The following is a 17,072-nucleotide window of genomic DNA, read 5'->3' on the forward strand; positions in this document are numbered from 1 at the left end:
CGGTGCCGCTCAGAGGCCGCCGCGGGCCACCAGCTGCGCGGCAATCACATTGCGCTGAATCTCGTTGGTTCCCTCGCCGACGATCATCAGCGGCGCGTCCCGGAAGTAGCGTTCCACGTCGTACTCGGTGGAGTAGCCGTAACCGCCGTGGATCCGCACCGCGTTCAACGCGATCTCCATGGCTACTTCGGAGGCGAACAACTTCGCCATGCCCGCCTCCATGTCACAGCGCTGCCCGCTGTCGTAGCGTTCGGCGGCGTAGCGGGTCAGTTGCCGGGCGGCGGTGAGTTTGGTCGCCATGTCGGCCAGATAGTTGCCGACGGCCTGATGTTTCCAGATGGGCCGGCCGAAACTCTCGCGTTGCTGGGCGTAGGCGAGCGCGTCGTCCAGCGCGGCGGTGGCCACGCCCAGCGCGCGGGCGGCAACCTGGATGCGACCCGTCTCCAGGCCTTTCATCATCTGGGAAAAGCCCTGTCCCGCAACGCCACCCAATATTGCCGAGGCAGGCGTGCGGTAACCGTCGAAGGACAGTTCGCACGACTCCACGCCTTTGTAACCCAACTTGGGCAGGTCGCGCGACACCGTCAGGCCCGGCCCGTGCTCGACCAGCAGCACCGAAATGCCCCGGTGCCGCGGTGTGGCCCGCGGATCGGTCTTGGCCAGCAACGCGACCAGGCCGGACCGGCGGGCATTGGAGATCCAGGTCTTGGCACCATTGACCACCAACTCGTCGGCGCCGTCCGGCAGCGCCGTGGTGGCGATGTTCTGCAGATCGGAACCGCCGCCAGGTTCGGTGAGCGCCATAGTGGCCCGCAGCTCACCGGTTGCCATCGGCGGCAGGTACTTTCGCTTCTGCTCCGCGGTGCCGAACAGGGTGAGCAGCTTGGCGACTACCGTGTGCCCGCCCATCGCGCCGGCCAGGCTCATCCAACCCCGGGCCAACTCCTGGGTGACCAGCACATAACACGGCATCGACACCGGTGATCCGCCGTACTCCTCGTCGATGGCCAGGCCGTAGATGCCGATTCGCTTCATCTGTTCGATCCACGCCTCCGGGTAGGTGTTGGCGTGTTCGACCTCGCGCACCGTCGGCTTCACGTCGCGGTCCACGAAGGCCCGCACGGTGGCGACCAGCATCGCCTCCGCGTCGTCCAGGTCGTAGGGTTCGTTGCTCACCGTTACCGCCCTCCCGCGTGCACCCTCGGGTGCACAGCCTGCCAGCATGAGGCGTTGTGACATACGGGTATGCGGCCATCCGGTCCGGTGGAGCCTTCTTCGACGACCTTTCGGTGGGCCAGGTGTTCGACTGGGCGCCGTCGGTGACGCTGACGGCCGGCCTGGCCGCTGCCCATCAGGGCATCGTGGGCGACCGGCTGCGCCTGGCGCTGGACGGCACCCTGTGCACCGCGGTGACCGGGGCGCCGGCTGCCCTGGCGCACCCGAGCCTGGTGTGCAACGTGGCGATCGGACAGTCGACGCTGGCGACTCAGCGCGTCAAAGCCAACCTGTTCTACCGCGGCCTGGCGTTCCACCGGTTCCCGGTGATCGGTGACACCCTCTACACCCGCACCGAAGTGGTCGGACTGCGCGCCAACGCCGCCAAGCCCGGACGCGCGCCGACCGGGCTGGCGGCGCTGCGGATGACCACCATCGACCAGGCCGACCAGCTGGTGCTGGACTTCTACCGCTGCGCCATGCTGCCGGCCGGCCCGGGCTGGCAGGGCACCGACCGGGCCGACGACCTGTCCGCGATCGGTACCGAGCCGGTAGTGCCGGCCGTCAGTCCCACCGAGGCCTGGGACGGGGCGGCCTACCGGCGCCGGGTGCCCGGTCCGCATTTCGATCCGGCGATCGCCGGCGCGGTGCTGCACAGCACCGCAGACGTGGTCACCGGTGCGCCGGAACTCGCCCGGTTGACCCTCAATATTGCTGCGGTGCATCATGATTCGCGGGTGGGCGGACAGCGGCTGGTGTACGGGGGACACACCATCGCGCTGGCCTTCGCGCAAGTCAACCGGTTGCTGCCGAATCTGGTCACGGTGCTGGGCTGGGAGTCCTGCGACCACACCGGGCCGGTGCGCGAGGGCGACACCCTGTACAGCGAACTGCACGTCGAATCCGCTGCGGCGACACCGAACGGCGGCGTGTTGCGGTTGCGGTCGCTGGTCTATGCGGCTGGCGACGCGCCCGACGAGCCGGACCGGCCCGTGCTGGACTGGCGGTTCAGCGCGCTGCACTTCTGACTGGATAGCAGGCCGACCGTCCAGCCTCGCTGCTGGACCGGACGGTCGGCCTGCCCGTCTCTAGGTGCCGGCGGTGCCGGGGGCGCCGGGGTTCCCGTTGCCGGTGTCGCCGATGCCACCGGCGCCTCCAGTGCCGAAGTTGCCACCGGCGCCCTTGCTGCCGGCGGTCGCAGCCGCACCGGGGCCGGCGCCACCGGTCCCGGGTGTGCCCGCGGACCCGCCGCTGCCGCCGTTGCCGCCGCTGGGGCCGGTGCCGCCGTCGCCGCCCTTGCCGCCGGGGCCGGAGTTGCCGCCGACCCCACCGGTCTGGCCGGTCAGGACATTGCCGCCCTGGCCGCCCCTGCCACCGGCGCCGGCGTTGCCACCCTTGCCGCTGGTGGCAGTGCCGCCGCCGCCGCCCTGACCACCCTGGCCGCCGCTGCCACCGGTGCCGCTGGCGCCGCCGGTGCCGCCGTCGGGGTGGGTCGCGGTACCGGTGGCCCCGTTTCCGCCGGTACCCGGCGCGCCGCCGGTACCGCCGGTACCACCGGTGCCGCCGGCGCCGCCGTTACCCGTACCGAGGGTGCTGCCGCCGGTGCCGGCCAGTCCGCCACCGCCGCCGAGTCCGCCGTCGCCGCCCTTGCCGCCGATGCCGTTGTTGATGGTGAAGGTGGGGTCGCCCGCCGCGCCGTTGCCACCCCGGCCGCCGGTGCCACCCTGGCCACCGTTGCCGCCCTTGCCGCCGTCACCGGAGATGGAGCCACCCAGGCCGCCGTCGCCGCCCTTGCCGCCGGCGCTGCCGGTCGCGCCGGTGTTGCCGTTGGAGCCCGGCGTGGTGCCCGCGGCGCCCTGCGACCCGGGCGCGCCGTTGCCGCCGGTGCCGCCGGTACCGCCGGTACCGACGTTGCCGGCGTCGCCGCCCTTGCCGCCGTTGCCACCGTCGACACCGGCCGTGGTGGAGGTCCACCCGGTGCCGCCGGTGCCGCCGTTGCCGCCGCTGGTGGCTGCCGTGCCCGCGTTGCCGGCAGTCGGGCTGCCCGAGCCGGAGCCGACCGTTCCCGCGGTGCCGGCGACGCCTCGGTCACCGCCGCGGCCGCCGTTGCCGCCGTTGGGGTTCGAGGCGCTGGTGCCGGCCGCACCGTTGCCGCCGGTACCGCCGGCGGCGCTGTTGCCGCCGGAGCCCGCGCTGCCCGCGGTGCCGGTCGTCGACCCGGTGCCGCCGTTGCCGCCGTTGCCACCGTTGCCGCCACCACCGCCGTTGCCCGCGTTACCACCGTTGCCGCTGTTGACGCCGGCCACGCCGACCGCACCGTTGCCGCCGAGGGCGCCGTTGCCGCCGCTGGCGCCGCTACCGGCGTTGCCGCCGGCGCCGTCCGCGGCCTGGACACCGCTACCGCCCAGCGTCTTGCCACCAGCCCCGCCGTTGCCGCCGTTACCGCCGCTGCCGCCGTCGCCGCCCCGGCCACCGGCCTGAGCGGTACCACCGGCCACGCCGTTGCCGCCCTGACCGCCGTTGGCGCCGCTACCACCGTTGCCGCCGACTCCGGCAGCACCGGAGATCGAGCCGCCGTTACCACCATTACCGCCGGCCCCACCGGAGCCGCCGGTCATGCCCGGGTTGCCGTTTCCGCCTGGACCGGAGCCATTGGGGCCGGCCGCTCCGGCGACGCCGTTGCCGCCGTCACCACCCTTGCCACCGTTGCCGACGTTGCCGCCGTTACCCCCGTCGCCGCCACGCGTGCCGCTGGCGCCCGGGTCGGTCGGGCTGAAGCCCTTGCCACCCTCGCCGCCATTGCCGGCCGGCGTGGTCACTGCGGTGCCCGGGGTGCCGGCGGTGCCGGCGCCCGGTCCGGTCTGGCCGGTGCCGGCGGCTCCAGCAGCGCCCGCGGTTCCGGCGTCGCCGCCGTCGCCACCCCGGCCGCCGGAGACGCCGGCGCTGGTGGAGTCCCCACCTTTGCCACCGTCACCCGGAGTCCCGGCGTTACCGCCGTTGCCGCCCGAGCCACCGAAGCCCTGGGTGCCCGAGGTCACGGTGCCGGCATTGCCGCCGGCCCCGCCCGCGCCACCGTCCATGCCGCTGCCGCCGTTGCCGCCGGCCTGGCCGGCGCCACCGTCGATGCCGCTGCCGCCGTTACCGCCATCACCGCCGTTGCCGCCGCTGCCGCCGTTGCCGCTGTCACCGGAGATGGTGCCGCCGTTGCCACCGCCGCCGCCGGCGCCGCCCTTGCCGCCGGGCGTTCCGCTGGTGCCGGAGGCGCCCGGACCGGTTCCGGCTAGGCCGTTGGTGCCGTCGGCGGCGTGGCCGCCGGCCCCGCCGTTGCCACCGTCGCCGTACGTGCCGCCGTTGCCGCCGCGGCCGCCGTTGCCGCCGTCGGCCCCGGGGACGGTCCCGGTGGATGCGTCATAACCCGCGCCGCCGTTGCCACCGTTACCCACGGTGCCCAGCGGGAGCCCATCGGTGCCGGGGTTGCCGTTGGCGGCCTGGCTGGCACCGTTCCCGTCGAACCCGCCGGCACCGATGGTGCCGTGCTGGCCCACGTAGGCGGTGCCACCGTTGCCGCCGTTGCCGCCGTCGGGGTTGGTCACGGTGCCGTTGGCGCCGTTGCCGCCGTCGCCGGGGGTGCCGCCGTTTGCGCCGTTCCCGGAGTTGCCGCCCTTGCCGCCGCTGCCGACGACGCCGTTGGGTGCCGCGCCACCGTTGCCGCCGTTGCCACCGGCCCCGCCGTTGCCGCCGGCCCCGCCGTTGCCGCCGTCCTGACCGCCGCCGACGCCGGTGCCGTACTGGTCGGTGTCGGCGACACCGGCCAGGCCCAGCTTGCCGTTGCCACCCGCGGTGCCGTTGCCGCCGTTGCCGCCGGTACCGCCGGTGCCACCGTTGCCGGCGTCCGCGCCACCACTGCCGCCGTGGCCGCCGGCGCCACCGGCGCCCCCGGTGTCGCCAGCGGTGCCGCTGCCGCCGTAGGCGGTCGCATTGGTGCCGGCGACCGTGGCGGACACGCCGTTGCCGCCGTTGCCGCCGTTGCCGCCGTTGCCGATCCGGCCACCGTCGCCACCGTTACCGCCGGTTCCGCCATTGTTGCCCGGGGTGAACGGGTGGTAACCGTTGCCGCCGTGCCCACCGTTGCCGTTGGGCGCGATCACCGGGGTGCCGGGGAGGCCGCCGTTGTTGCCGGCCGCGCCGGCGAATCCGGCGTCCCCACCGGCCCCGCCGTTGCCGCCGTTGCGGTGCAGGGTGGTGCCGTTCGCGCCGGCTCCGCCATCGCCGGCGGTTCCCGCGTCGCCGCCGTTGCCGCCGGTGCCGGTCGCGCCGGCGGCGGCAGCCGCGCCGGTGCCGCCCGCGGCCTTGCCACCGACGCCGCCCGCACCGCCGTTGCCGCCGTTGCCGCCGCTGCCGCCGTCGCCACCCTTTTGTCCGCCGCCGATCCCGGCGCCCTGGCCGTAGTCGGTGCCTGCCACGCCGTACTTGCCGATCACACCCTTGCCGCCGTCACCACCGTCGGCACCCCGGCCGCCGGCCCCGCCGACGCCACCGCTGCCGGCCACGGTGCCCCCGTTGCCACCGGCGCCACCGGCGCCGCCGGAACCGCCGGTCTGACCGTCGGTGCCGCTCGCGCCGGGCACGGTCCCGTTGACGCCGTTGGTGCCGGCCACCCCGTTTCCGCCGGCACCGCCGGCGCCACCGTTGCCGTGATCGCCGCCGTCACCGCCGAGGCCGCCGTCGCCGCCGCTGGCGCCCGGGGTGGCGGGAGAGTAACCGGCGCCACCGGTACCGCCGGCGCCGCCGCCGGTGCTGGGGTTCGGTACGCCGGACGCGCCGTTCGCGCCGGGGGTACTGCCGGCGCCGCCCTGGCCACCGCCGCCCACGACGGTGCCGGTGTTGCCGCCGTGGCCACCCTTGCCGCCGGTGGTGTGCGTCGCGTCGCCCGCCGCGCCGGTGCCGCCGGCGCCGCCGAGACCGGGGGTGCCACCCTGCCCACCGGTGCCGCCGACACCAACGGTGCCGTTGGTGACCGTGCCGGCGTCGCCCGCCTGGCCGCCGGTGCCACCCGCGCCGCCGTTGCCGCCGTCGCCGCCGGTGCCGAAGCCGCCGCCGGGGTTGTAGTTCCAGTCGCCGGTGGCGCCTTTACCGCCGGTACCACCGGTACCGCCGGTGCCGCCGTCGCCGCCGTCGCCGCTGTTACCGCTGACCCAGCCGCCGTTGCCACCCCGGCCACCGTCACCACCGACGCCACCGGTGCCACCGTCGGCGCCCTTGCCGGTGGTGGGGAAGGTGCCGTTGGCGCCGGTGTCGCCCTGGCCGCCCTGGCCGCCCTTGCCGCCGTCGCCGCCGTCGCCGTACTGACCGGCGTCACCACCGTCACCACCGTCGTAACCCTGCTGGTGGGCACCCGGAACACCAGTAGCGTCACCACCGTCGCCGCCGTCACCGCGGCCGGTGCCCGGAGCGACCAGCTGACCGTCGGTACCGGCCACACCAGCCGCACCGGACAAACCGGTGCCGTTGTTGCCGGGCGTGCCCGCGGCACCACCCTTGCCGGGGTTGCCGCCGGTGCCGCCGTCGCCGCCGCCGAGGAAGCCGTCGCCGCCGGCGCCGCCCTGGCCGGCGGTACCGCCGTTGCCACCGTTGCCGGCGTTGCCGCCGATGCCGCCCGGGACGTTGTAGCCGTTGCCGCCAGTGCCGCCGTTGGCGCCACTGCCGGCGTCACCACCGGTGCCGGCGTAGCCGTTGTAGATGCCGCTGTTGCCGCCCTTACCGCCGTCACCGCCGTTACCACCGGCCTGGCCGTTGGTGCCGTTGATGCTGGTAGCGCTGCCGTCGTTGCCGGTGGCGCCCGCGACGCCGTTGCCGCCCTGACCGCCGTCGCCGCCGTTGCCGTAATTGCCGCCGTCACCGCCGGCGCCGCCCTTGCCACCGTGCGCACCGGGGGTGGTCGGGTTGTAGCCGTCGCCACCGTCACCACCGTCGCCACCGATATCCGACGGCGTGGACCCGCTGCCACCGTGGCTGCCGTCGGCACCCTTGGTGGAACCGGTGCCACCGGTGCCGCCCGCGCCGCCGCCGACGCCGACACCGGCGTCGCCGCCGCTGCCGCCGCGTCCACCGTCCGGGTTGGCCTTGGTGCCGTCGGCGCCGTGGCCACCGTCGCCCTGGGCTCCGCCGTCCCCGCCGGCACCACCGTTACCGGCGTTGCCGCCCGCGCCGATGGTGCTACCGCTGCCGCCCTTGCCGCCGTTGCCGCCCACCCCGCCGACGCCGCCGTTGCCGCCGTTGCCGCCGTCCTGACCACCGCCGATACCAGTGCCGTAGGCGTTCTCGTTGGTGACACCGTCGGCGCCGTCATCGCCGGAACCACCGGTTCCACCGTCGCCACCGTCACCACCGGCACCGGCTGCGCCTCCGGCGCCCTGCTCACCCTTGAAGCCGTACAACCCCGAGGTACCGCCGGCGCCGCCGTCGCCACCGCCGCCACCGTGGCCGCCGCTGGCGCCGGCGCCGCCGGTCTGACCGCCGTTGGCGCCCAACCCACCGTTGTCACCGGGGGTGAATCCGTCGGCCCCGGTCCCGCCGTGACCGCCGTCGCCGCCGGAGCCGCCGACGCCGCCCTTACCGCCGTTGCCGCCGTCGCCCATCATGGCGCCGGCGTTCCCGCCGATGCCGCCCTTGCCGCCCTTGCCACCGTTCTCGCCCACGGTGCCGTTGACATTGTCGGCCGACCCGCTGATGCCGTCGGTGCCGTCCAGACCGTCGGCGCCGTCGCCGCCGTCGCCGCCGTCGCCGCCGCTGCCGTAGGTGCCGCCGTGACCACCGGCGCCGCCCTCGCCGCCCGCAGCGCCGTGCTCGGTAGCGGTGTAGCCCACGCCCCCGTGACCACCGTTGCCTGCCGGGGCGGACGGCATCGCGCCGTCGTTGCCGTCCGCGCCCAGGGTCGAGCCGCTGCCGCCGGTGCCGCCGCCGCCCGCCGTGCCCGGGCTGCCGCCGTTACCGCCGGCCCCGCCGGTGGTGTAGCTCGCGGTGCCTGCGGCACCGTCGCCGCCGTCGCCAGGTGTCCCGGCGTTTCCACCGTTTCCGGCCGAACCGCCGGCAGCGGTGTTGCCCTTGGTGGCGCCGTTCAGCCCGGCACCGCCGACACCGCCGTTGCCGCCGTTGCCACCGTTGGCGCCGCTGCCGCCATTGCCGCCGTTCTCGCCGCCTCCGATGCCGTTGTTGTAGAGGTCGGCGCCGGACTGCCCCTCGCGTCCGGTCCAGCCGATGCCGCCGCTGCCGCCGTTGGCACCGGTGCCTGCGGCACCGCCGTTGCCGCCGTGCCTACCGGCGCCATGGCCGATGCCGCCTGCGCCGCCGTCGCCGCCGCTGCCACCGGCCTGACCGTTGGTGCCGTTGGGGTTTGCGGCAGTGCCGTTGACACCGTCGTCGCCGATCACGCCGTCGCCGCCGGCACCGCCGTTGCCACCGTTACCGACATTGCCGCCGTCGCCACCGGCCCCACCGTCGCCGCCGTCGGCGCCGGAGGCCGTCGAGGTGAAGCCCGCCCCGCCGTTGCCACCGTTACCGGCCGCCACGGTGACCGCAAGACCCTTGCTGCCGCTGGTGCCGGCGGTGGCGCCGGCGCCGGCCGTGCCGCCGGTACCGCCCTTACCTGCGGTACCGGCGTTGCCGCCGTCACCGCCCCGGCCGCCGTCGACGTGGGCCGACGTGCCGTCGGCTCCGTGACCACCGTCACCCGGGCGCCCGGCGTTGCCGCCATTGCTGGCGTTGCCACCGTTGGCGTTGGCGCCGGCTGTACCACCGGTCCCGGTGCCCGCAGCGCCGCCAGTGCCGCCGTTGCCGCCGTTGCCGCCGGTCCCGCCGTTGCCACCGTTGCCGCCGCGGTACCCGTCGCCGTTGTTACCGGCCGGGAAGGAGCCGTCGTGGCCGATGGCACCGGCGCCACCGTTACCGGCGGTACCGGCGTCGCCACCCTTGCCGGCGTCGCCGCCGCTACCCGAGCTGCCCACGCTGGCGCCGTCGGACGTGCCGCCCGCGTTGCCACCCCTGCCGCCGCCGCCGCCGTTGCCGCCGCTGCCGGCATTGCCGCCGTTCTGCCCGTCGTTGCCGGCACCGGTGGTGACCGTGCCGGCAGCGCCGTTCACCCCGGAGCCACCGTCGCCACCCGCGCCACCCTGGCCGCCGTCACCGCCGGTGCCACCGTGGAAGCCCGCGCCGCGACCGGTGCCACCGTCACCGCCGAGACCGCCCTGGCCGCCGACCGTGCCGTTGGTGCCGCTGTCACCGGCATTGACGCCGTTCTTGCCGGCCGTGCCCGCCGCGCCGTCACCGCCGACGCCACCGTCAGCGCCGTGGGCGCCGATGCCGTCGGCGCCCTTGCCGCCGTTGACGCCTCCGGTGCCGGCGGTGCCGACGGTGCCACCCTTGCCGATGTTGCCCGCGTCGCCACCCTTGCCGCCGTTGCCGCCGTTGGGGTTGGCGGCGGTGCCCTTCGCGCCGTCGCCACCGGCGCCGGCCTGCCCGGAGTTGCCGCCGGCCCCGCTGTTGCCGCCGTTGCCCGCGGTGCCGTTGATGGCAGCCCCGGTACCGATGGTGCCTGCCGTGCCCCGGGTGCCACCGGCGCCGCCCGCACCGCCGGTCCCGCCGTCGCCACCGTTGCCGCCGTTCTGGCCGCCGCCGATACCGGTGCCGTACTTGTCGACATCGGCCAGGCCGTCGGCGCCGGCGATGCCGTCGCCGCCGGTGCCGGCCGCCCCACCGGTGCCGCCGTTGGTGGCGTTGCCGCCGGCGCCCTTGGCGCCCCCGGCAGAGATGTTGGTGCCACCGATGCCCGCGGTGCCGCCGTTGCCGCCGTTGCCGCCGTTGCCGCCCCTGCCGCCTTCGCCGCCGTTACCACCGGTGTAGCCATCGGGGTGGGCCGCGGTGCCGTCGTGTCCGAGGGCGCCGTTGCCGCCGTTGCCCGCATTGCCGGCGTTGCCGCCCCGGCCGCCAGCCGCGCCGCTGGACGAGGTACCCGCGGTGGCCCCGTCGGTGCCGGCGCCGGCGCTGCCGCCGCTGCCGCCGTTGCCCGCGTTGCCACCGTTGCCCGCGTTGCCGCCGATCAATCCGGCGCCGCCCTGACCGGCGCCGAAGGAACCGTCCCTGCCGGTGACACCGGATCCACCGGCACCACCGTCGCCACCCCGGCCGGCTGTGCCGGCGTTGCCACCGTGGAAGCCGGCGCCGCGTCCGGTACCGCCGGCACCGGCATTGCCGCCGTTTCCGCCGGTCGTGCCATTGGTGCCGCTGTCGCCCGGATTGACGCCGTCTTTGCCGGCGTTACCCACCGCGCCGGTGCCGCCGTCGCCACCCCTGCCACCGTTGGCGCCGGTGCCGGGGCCGTCGGTGCCGCCGTTGCCGGTGCCGACGCCGTCCGCACCGCCGTCGCCGCCGAGCCCGATGGCGCCCGCGTCACCGCCGCGACCGCCCGCACCACCGGCGAGGTTGGCGGTACCCGCGACGCCATCGGCACCGCGGCCGCCGTCACCGGCCGTGCCGGAGTTACCACCCCGGCCGCCGATGCCGCCCTTGCCGTTGGTCGCGGTGGTGCCACCGTTGCCGTCCTGGCCTGCGACGCCACCCTTGCCGCCGTCGCCACCGGTGCCGCCATCGCCACCGTTGCCGCCGCTGACACCAATGCCGCTATTGGTTCCGGCGACCCCGTTGGCGCCGGTGAGGCCGGCCCCGCCGGCGCCCGCTGCTCCGCCGGCGCCACCGTTGGAGGCATTGCCGCCCTTGCCGTAAGTGCCTGCGGTCGCGGTGTTGGTGCCGTTGCCGCCGGCGTTGCCGCCGGCCCCGCCGTTACCACCGTTGGCGCCGTCACCGCCGGCCCCGCCGTCGCCGCCTCGATAACCATCCAGGTGGGTGGAAGTGCCGTCGTGGCCGGTCGCGCCGAGGCCACCCTTGCCGGCGGTGCCCGCGGCACCACCTGCGCCGCCCGCCCCGCCGTTGGTCGCGGTGCCCTTGGTGGCGCCGTCGGTGCCGCTGCCGGCACTGCCGCCGTCGCCGCCCTTACCGCCCCTGCCGCCGGCCCCGGCGTCGCCGCCGTCCTGACCGTTATTACCCACCCCGGCGGTGGTGGTCCCGTTGGCGCCGTCGACGCCGGAGCCGCCGAGGCCGCCGGCGCCGCCGGTGCCCGCCGCGCCGCCATCGCCGCCGTGGAAGCCGGCACCCCGACCGATACCACCGGTGCCACCGCCGCCGCCGTTACCGCCGTCGCCGCCGACGGAGCCGTTGGCCCCGGCGCTGCCGTTGTTGGTACCGGTCAGCCCGGCCGCGCCGTCACCACCGGCGCCGCCGGTGCCGCCGTTGGCGCCGGTGCCCGACGCGGCAGTGCCCACGCCGTTGCCGTTGAGGCCACCCAGCCCGATGTGCCCAGCATTGCCGCCCGCGCCACCCCGGCCGCCATCGGCGTAGGCGGTGCCGCTGATGCCGTTGGCACCCCGACCGCCGTCGCCTGCCGCGCCGGCATTGCCGCCGATGCCGCCTGCCGCACTGGTGCCGTTGGTGCCTGCTTTGGCAGTGCCGCCGAGCGCCTTTCCACCGGTGCCGCCGGCCCCGCCGTTACCGCCGGTGCCGCCGTCGCCGCCGTCTCCACCGTCCTGACCGGCGCCGACACCGTTGCCGTAGAGGTCGGCGCCTGCGGTGCCGACCGAACCCTTGACGCCGCCCCCGCCGGAGCCCGCCGCCCCGCCGACGGCACCGTTGCTGGCATTGCCGCCGTCACCGTACGCGCCGGCGTTGCCGCCGGCGCCGATACCGGCAGCGCCGCCCTTGCCACCGTCACCACCGTTGGCGCCGTTACCGCCATTGCCGCCGTCGCCACCGCTTTGGCCGCCGCCCACACCATTGCCGTAGGCGTCGACGCCGGCCGCGCCGGGCGCACCGTTGGCTCCGAGGCCGCCCTTTCCGGCGGCTCCGGCGTCCCCGCCGTTACCGGCGTTGCCGCCGCTACCGGCGTTGCCGGCGACTCCGCCGCCGGTGCCACCGCCACCGGCGTTGCCACCCGTGCCACCGTCGCCGCCGGCGCCGCCGGCACCGGCGTTGCCACCGTTCTGACCGTCGCCTCCCGATCCGGTGATCGCCGCGCCGTTGGCCCCGTTCAAGCCGCTGCCGCCCTTACCGCCGGCGCCGCCCTTTCCGCCGGTGCCGCCGTCACCACCGTGGGTGGTGAGGCCGGCCGGGGTCTGGCTACCGCTGGCAGTACCGCCGGCGCCGCCTTCGCCGCCCTTACCGCCCGCGGCGCCCGCCGCCCCGCTGTCGCCGGGGTTGAGGCCGTTGGCGCCGACAGCGCCTTCGGCACCATGACCGCCGTCGCCACCCCTGCCACCATTGGCGCCGAAACCGTCGCCGTTGTTGCCTGCAGGGCCGCTGCCGTCACCGTTGAGGCCGCCGGTGCCATGGGCGCCGACCGTGCCGGCGTTGCCACCGGCACCGCCCTTGCCGCCGTCGAGGTAACTGCTCGTGCCATCGGCGCCGCGGCCACCGTCGCCGGCAGTGCCGGCGTTACCGCCGCGCCCGCCCAGGCCGCCGGTGCCGTCGCTGCCCGCGCTGAGTCCGGTGCCGCCCTTACCGCCGGCGCCGCCCTCGCCGCCGACGCCACCGGCTCCACCGTTGGCACCGGCCTGACCCTGCCCGGCCGTGCCGTACTGGGTGGACCCGGCCACCCCGGCTGCCCCCGACTGACCCGCGCCACCGCTGCCGGCGGCGCCACCGGCGCCACCGTTGCTGGCCGCGCCGCCGTTACCGTCGACCCCGGCCTTCAGCGAGGCCGCGTTGCTGCCGGTTCCCGCTGCGCCGCCGGTGCCACCGTTGCCACCGTTGCCGCCCTTACCGCCCTTGCCGCCGTTGCCGCCGTCATAGCCGTCGCGGTGCCCGGCGGTGCCGTCATGACCGGAGGCGCCCACACCACCACTGCCGGCAGTGCCGGCATCGCCGCCCTTACCGGCCGCACCACCATCGGTGCCAGCGCCGATACCGGCGCCGTCGGTGCCCGCGCCGCCGCTGCCGCCCTTACCGCCGTCGCCACCCCTACCGCCACTGCCGGCGTTACCGCCGTCGCCGCCGGCCAGACCCGCACCCGAGGTGGCCACCCCGGTGCTGCCGTTGAGGCCGGAACCACCGCGCCCACCGTCACCACCGGCACCGGCCGCGCCCGCGGCACCCCCGGTGAAGCCCGCGCCCCGACCGATACCACCGCTGCCGGCGTCGCCGCCCTTACCGCCGGCACCACCGTCGATACCGCTGTCGCCGGGGTTGAGACCGTTGGCGCCCGCGGCGCCGCCGGCACCCCGACCGCCGTCGCCACCCTTACCGCCATTGGCGCCGGTGCCGTTGGAAAGATTGCCCGCAGGGCCGCTGCCGTCACCGTTGAGACCACCAGTGCCGTGCTGGCCGATCGCACCGGCGTCACCCCCGGCACCGCCCTTGCCGCCGTCGACGTAACTGGCGGTACCGTCCGCGCCGCGGCCACCGTCGCCGGCAACGCCGGCGTTACCGCCGCGCCCGCCCAGGCCGCCGGTGCCGTCAGCGGCGTGGCTGGTGGTGCTGCCCCCGTTGAAGCCGCCCGTCCCGCCAGTGCCACCATCGCCGCCACGACCACCCGCGCCGCCGCTACCACCGTCGGCGCCCGCGCCCAGGTTCACCCCGGCGGAGCCCGACGCCCCGGTCACACCCCGTCCACCGGCGCCGGCGTTGCCGCCGGCACCGCCATCGCTGCCCTTGGCGCCCGCGCCGTTGGCCGCCGTGGGCGCGGTGCCGTCACCGTTGAGGCCCGCGACCCCGCCGTTGCCGCCGCTGGCGCCGTTGCCGCCCTTGCCGCCGTCACCGCCCCGGCCCCCGTCGCCGGCACCAGTGCCGTAGTCCACCCCGGTCTGTCCGTCGGCACCGGCCGCCCCGTGGCCACCGGCGCCCGCCGTCCCCGCAGCGCCACCGTCACCCCCGGCGCCACCGGCACCGGCGGTACCTGCTGACCCGCCGTGGGGGCCTGCGTCACCGGCCGCGCCGCCCTTGCCGCCGGTTCCTCCCGCCCCGCCCTTGCCCGCGTCGCCACCCTGCTGGCCGGTGTTGCCCACGCCGTTGGCGTCGGTGCCGGTCGCATCTGCACCTCGCACACCGGAACCGCCTTCACCGCCTTCGCCACCTTCGCCGCCGGTGCCACCGCTACCAGCTGTGGTCCCGGCGCGACCGGCAGCGCCGCCCTTGCCGCCGTCACCACCATCGCCACCGGCTTGGGCATTGCCACCACTGGCCCCGGCGCCCAGTCCCTGGCTGCCGGCGGCCCCGACGGCACCATTACCGCCGTCACCGCCCCGGCCGCCGTTGACGCCCAGGCCGTCTTTGCCGTCGACCACGGGACTGACGCCGTTGTCACCGCCCAGGCCTTTGAAGCCGGACAGACCGGCGTCGCCGCCCTTGCCGCCGTCGGAACCGTTGACGTGCGCGGCGGTGCCGTCGGCGCCGCGCCCACCGGTACCGGCCGCGCCGGCATCGCCGCCGTTACCGCCGACGCCGTTGGCGCCCGCCTTGGCGGCGTTGCCCACATGGTCGGTGCCACCCATTCCGCCGGCGCCCCCATTGCCGCCGTCGGCACCACTGCCGCCGTTGCCACCGTCACCGCCGTTGACACCGGCGACGGTGCTGGACTGGCCGTTGACACCTTTGCCGCCGGAACCACCGGTGCCACCGTCGCCGCCTGCGCCACCCACACCGCCGGCACCGGCGACCGAACCACCCTTGCCGCCATAGCCACCGGCACCACCCGAGCCGCCGGCCGTACCGTTGCCGCCGCTGTCACCGGGGTCGACGCCATCAGCACCGGCCTTGCCCGCCGCCGCGTTGCCGCCGGCGCCACCGGCGCCGCCGTTGCCGTAGTTGCCGCCGTCACCACCGTGTCCGCCGTTGCCGCCACTGGCGCCGGCGATGGAACCGGTCGATGCGTCATAACCCGCGCCACCGGTGCCGCCGTTGCCCCCGGTGCCGGTGGCCATGGTGCCGGCCGCGCCGTGCTTGCCGATGACCGAGCCGTAGCCACCGGTGCCGCCGGCTGCGGCGCCGGCACCGTTGTTGCCGCCGTTGCCGCCCCGACCGCCGTCGGGATTCGCCAGCGTGCCGGCCGCACCGTTGCCGCCGCTGCCGGCGCCGCCGCCGGTGCCGCCGTCGCCACCATTGCCGCCCCGGCCGAGGATGCCGTCCTCGCCGAACAGCAGGCCACCGCGACCAGCCGCACCGCCGTTGCCACCATTACCGCCGGTCGCGCCGACGCCGCCGCCGCCACCGTTCTGGCCGCCGCCGTCTCCGTTGCCGTAGTCGACGCCCCAGACCCCGTCTGCGCCGTTGCTGCCTTGAATGCCGGTGCCACCCCTGCCGCCGGTCCCACCGTTGCCGCCGTTGCCGCCGTCGCTGAACAGCAGACCGCCCCGGCCGCCCGCCCCACCGTCACCGCCATTGCCGCCGGAGATCCCGGCGAGCCCGTCGCCACCCCGGCCACCGTTGCCGCCGACGCCGCCGTTGCCGTACAGCCAGCCGGCGTTGCCGCCGGCGCCGCCGGTTCCACCGCCGTTGCCGGTACCGCTGGTGCCACCGCTGCCGCCCGCGCCACCGGTGCCCAGCAGCCATCCGGCGTGGCCACCGCGACCGCCGATGCCACCGATCGCCGCGCCGGTGCCACCGGTGCCGCCCGACCCACCCGGACCGAACAGACCACCGGACCCACCGGTGCCGCCGACGCCGCCGCTGCCGGTATTGCCGATGCCGCCGATGCCACCGGCCCCGCCGGACGCACCGGAAAGCCAGCCCGCGTCGCCACCGGATCCGCCGGTGCCGCCGATGCCCGCGGTGCCGCCGGTACCACCGGCGCCGCCGGCGCCGGCCAGCAGACCACCGTGGCCGCCGTCGCCGCCCACACCGCCGAAACCGCTACCGCCCGGTCCGGTGCCACCGGCCCCACCGGCACCACCGGCGCTGAGCAGCCAGGCGTCCCCGCCCCGGCCACCGGTCCCACCGATACCGGTCGGACTGGTGTTGGCGCCACCGGCGCCGCCGGCACCACCGTCGCCGTACAACCATCCGCCGCTGCCGCCGGCCGCGCCAGCGCCACCGTTGGCGCCCCAACCCGCCGCCCCGCCGGTGCCGCCGGCGCCGATCAGCCAGGCCCGACCGCCCACACCCCCGGTGCCACCGGTGCCCAGTCCGTTCAGGTTGGCACCACCGATGCCGCCGGAGCCGCCACTGCCGTAGAGCCATCCGCCGTTGCCACCGGCCCCGCCGGCGCCACCGTTGGCGGTGGTCGATGACCCACCCGCACCGCCGACTCCGCCGTGTCCGATCAACCCGGCGTTGCCGCCGGCTCCGCCGGCCTGGCCGGCCGCGCCGCCCGCACCGGCGCCGCCATTGCCCCACAGCAGGCCGCCGTCCCCGCCGGCCTGGCCGGGCTGCGCCCCGTTGGCGCCGTCACCGATCAGCGGCCTGCCGAGCAGGACCTGGGTGGGGGTGTTGATGGCACCCAGCACCGCTACGCCGAGTCCCTCGAGCGGTGCCGCGCCGGCGGCCTCGGCCCACGCGTACGAGCCGGCGTTGGCCGTCAGGTTCTGCATGAACTGGCTGTGGAAGGCCGCAGCCTGGGCACTGATGCTCTGGTAGGCCTGCCCGTGGGTGCCGAACAGCGCCGCGATGGCGGTAGACACCTCGTCTTGCGCGGCGGCCAGCAGGTTGGTGGTCGAGGCCGCTGCAGCGGCGTTTGCCGACTCCAGCGTGGCGCCGAGTCCGGCTAGATCGGAAGCCGCGGAGCTCAACACGTCCGGCGCAGCGAGGAGATACGACATGGG

At 76.5% G+C, this 17,072-nt stretch carries 3 protein-coding genes; 1 reads left to right on the top strand and 2 read right to left on the bottom strand.

Translation table 11 applies throughout. The features are described from left to right. Positions 1-9 precede the first annotated feature (9 nt). Positions 10-1,137, bottom strand: coding sequence for an acyl-CoA dehydrogenase family protein (locus AC5Y5Z_RS15730; RefSeq protein WP_473138949.1), 1,128 nt, complete (start codon positions 1,135-1,137; stop codon positions 10-12). A gap of 95 nt (positions 1,138-1,232) precedes the next feature. Here AC5Y5Z_RS15730 and AC5Y5Z_RS15735 point away from each other — a divergent pair, with 95 nt between their 5' ends. Then, positions 1,233-2,243 (top strand): MaoC family dehydratase, encoded by a 1,011-nt coding sequence (locus AC5Y5Z_RS15735; RefSeq protein ID WP_499926118.1) that lies wholly within the window; start codon positions 1,233-1,235, stop codon positions 2,241-2,243. Between the two features lie 60 nt (positions 2,244-2,303). Here AC5Y5Z_RS15735 and AC5Y5Z_RS15740 read toward each other — a convergent pair whose 3' ends face one another. After that, a complete protein-coding gene (locus AC5Y5Z_RS15740) occupies positions 2,304-17,069 on the bottom strand; it encodes a PE family protein (RefSeq protein WP_499926120.1) in 14,766 nt (4,921 codons plus the stop codon). Positions 17,070-17,072 lie beyond the last annotated feature (3 nt).

Source organism: Mycobacterium sp. NGS29 (assembly GCF_059812965.1).

Excerpts from the sequence above, each read along its gene's own strand:
- AC5Y5Z_RS15740 (WP_499926120.1), bottom strand. The coding sequence starts at position 17,069 with ATGTCGTATCTCCTCGCTGCGCCGGACGTGTTGAGCTCCGCGGCTTCC.
- AC5Y5Z_RS15730 (WP_473138949.1), bottom strand. The coding sequence starts at position 1,137 with ATGCTGGTCGCCACCGTGCGGGCCTTCGTGGACCGCGACGTGAAGCCG.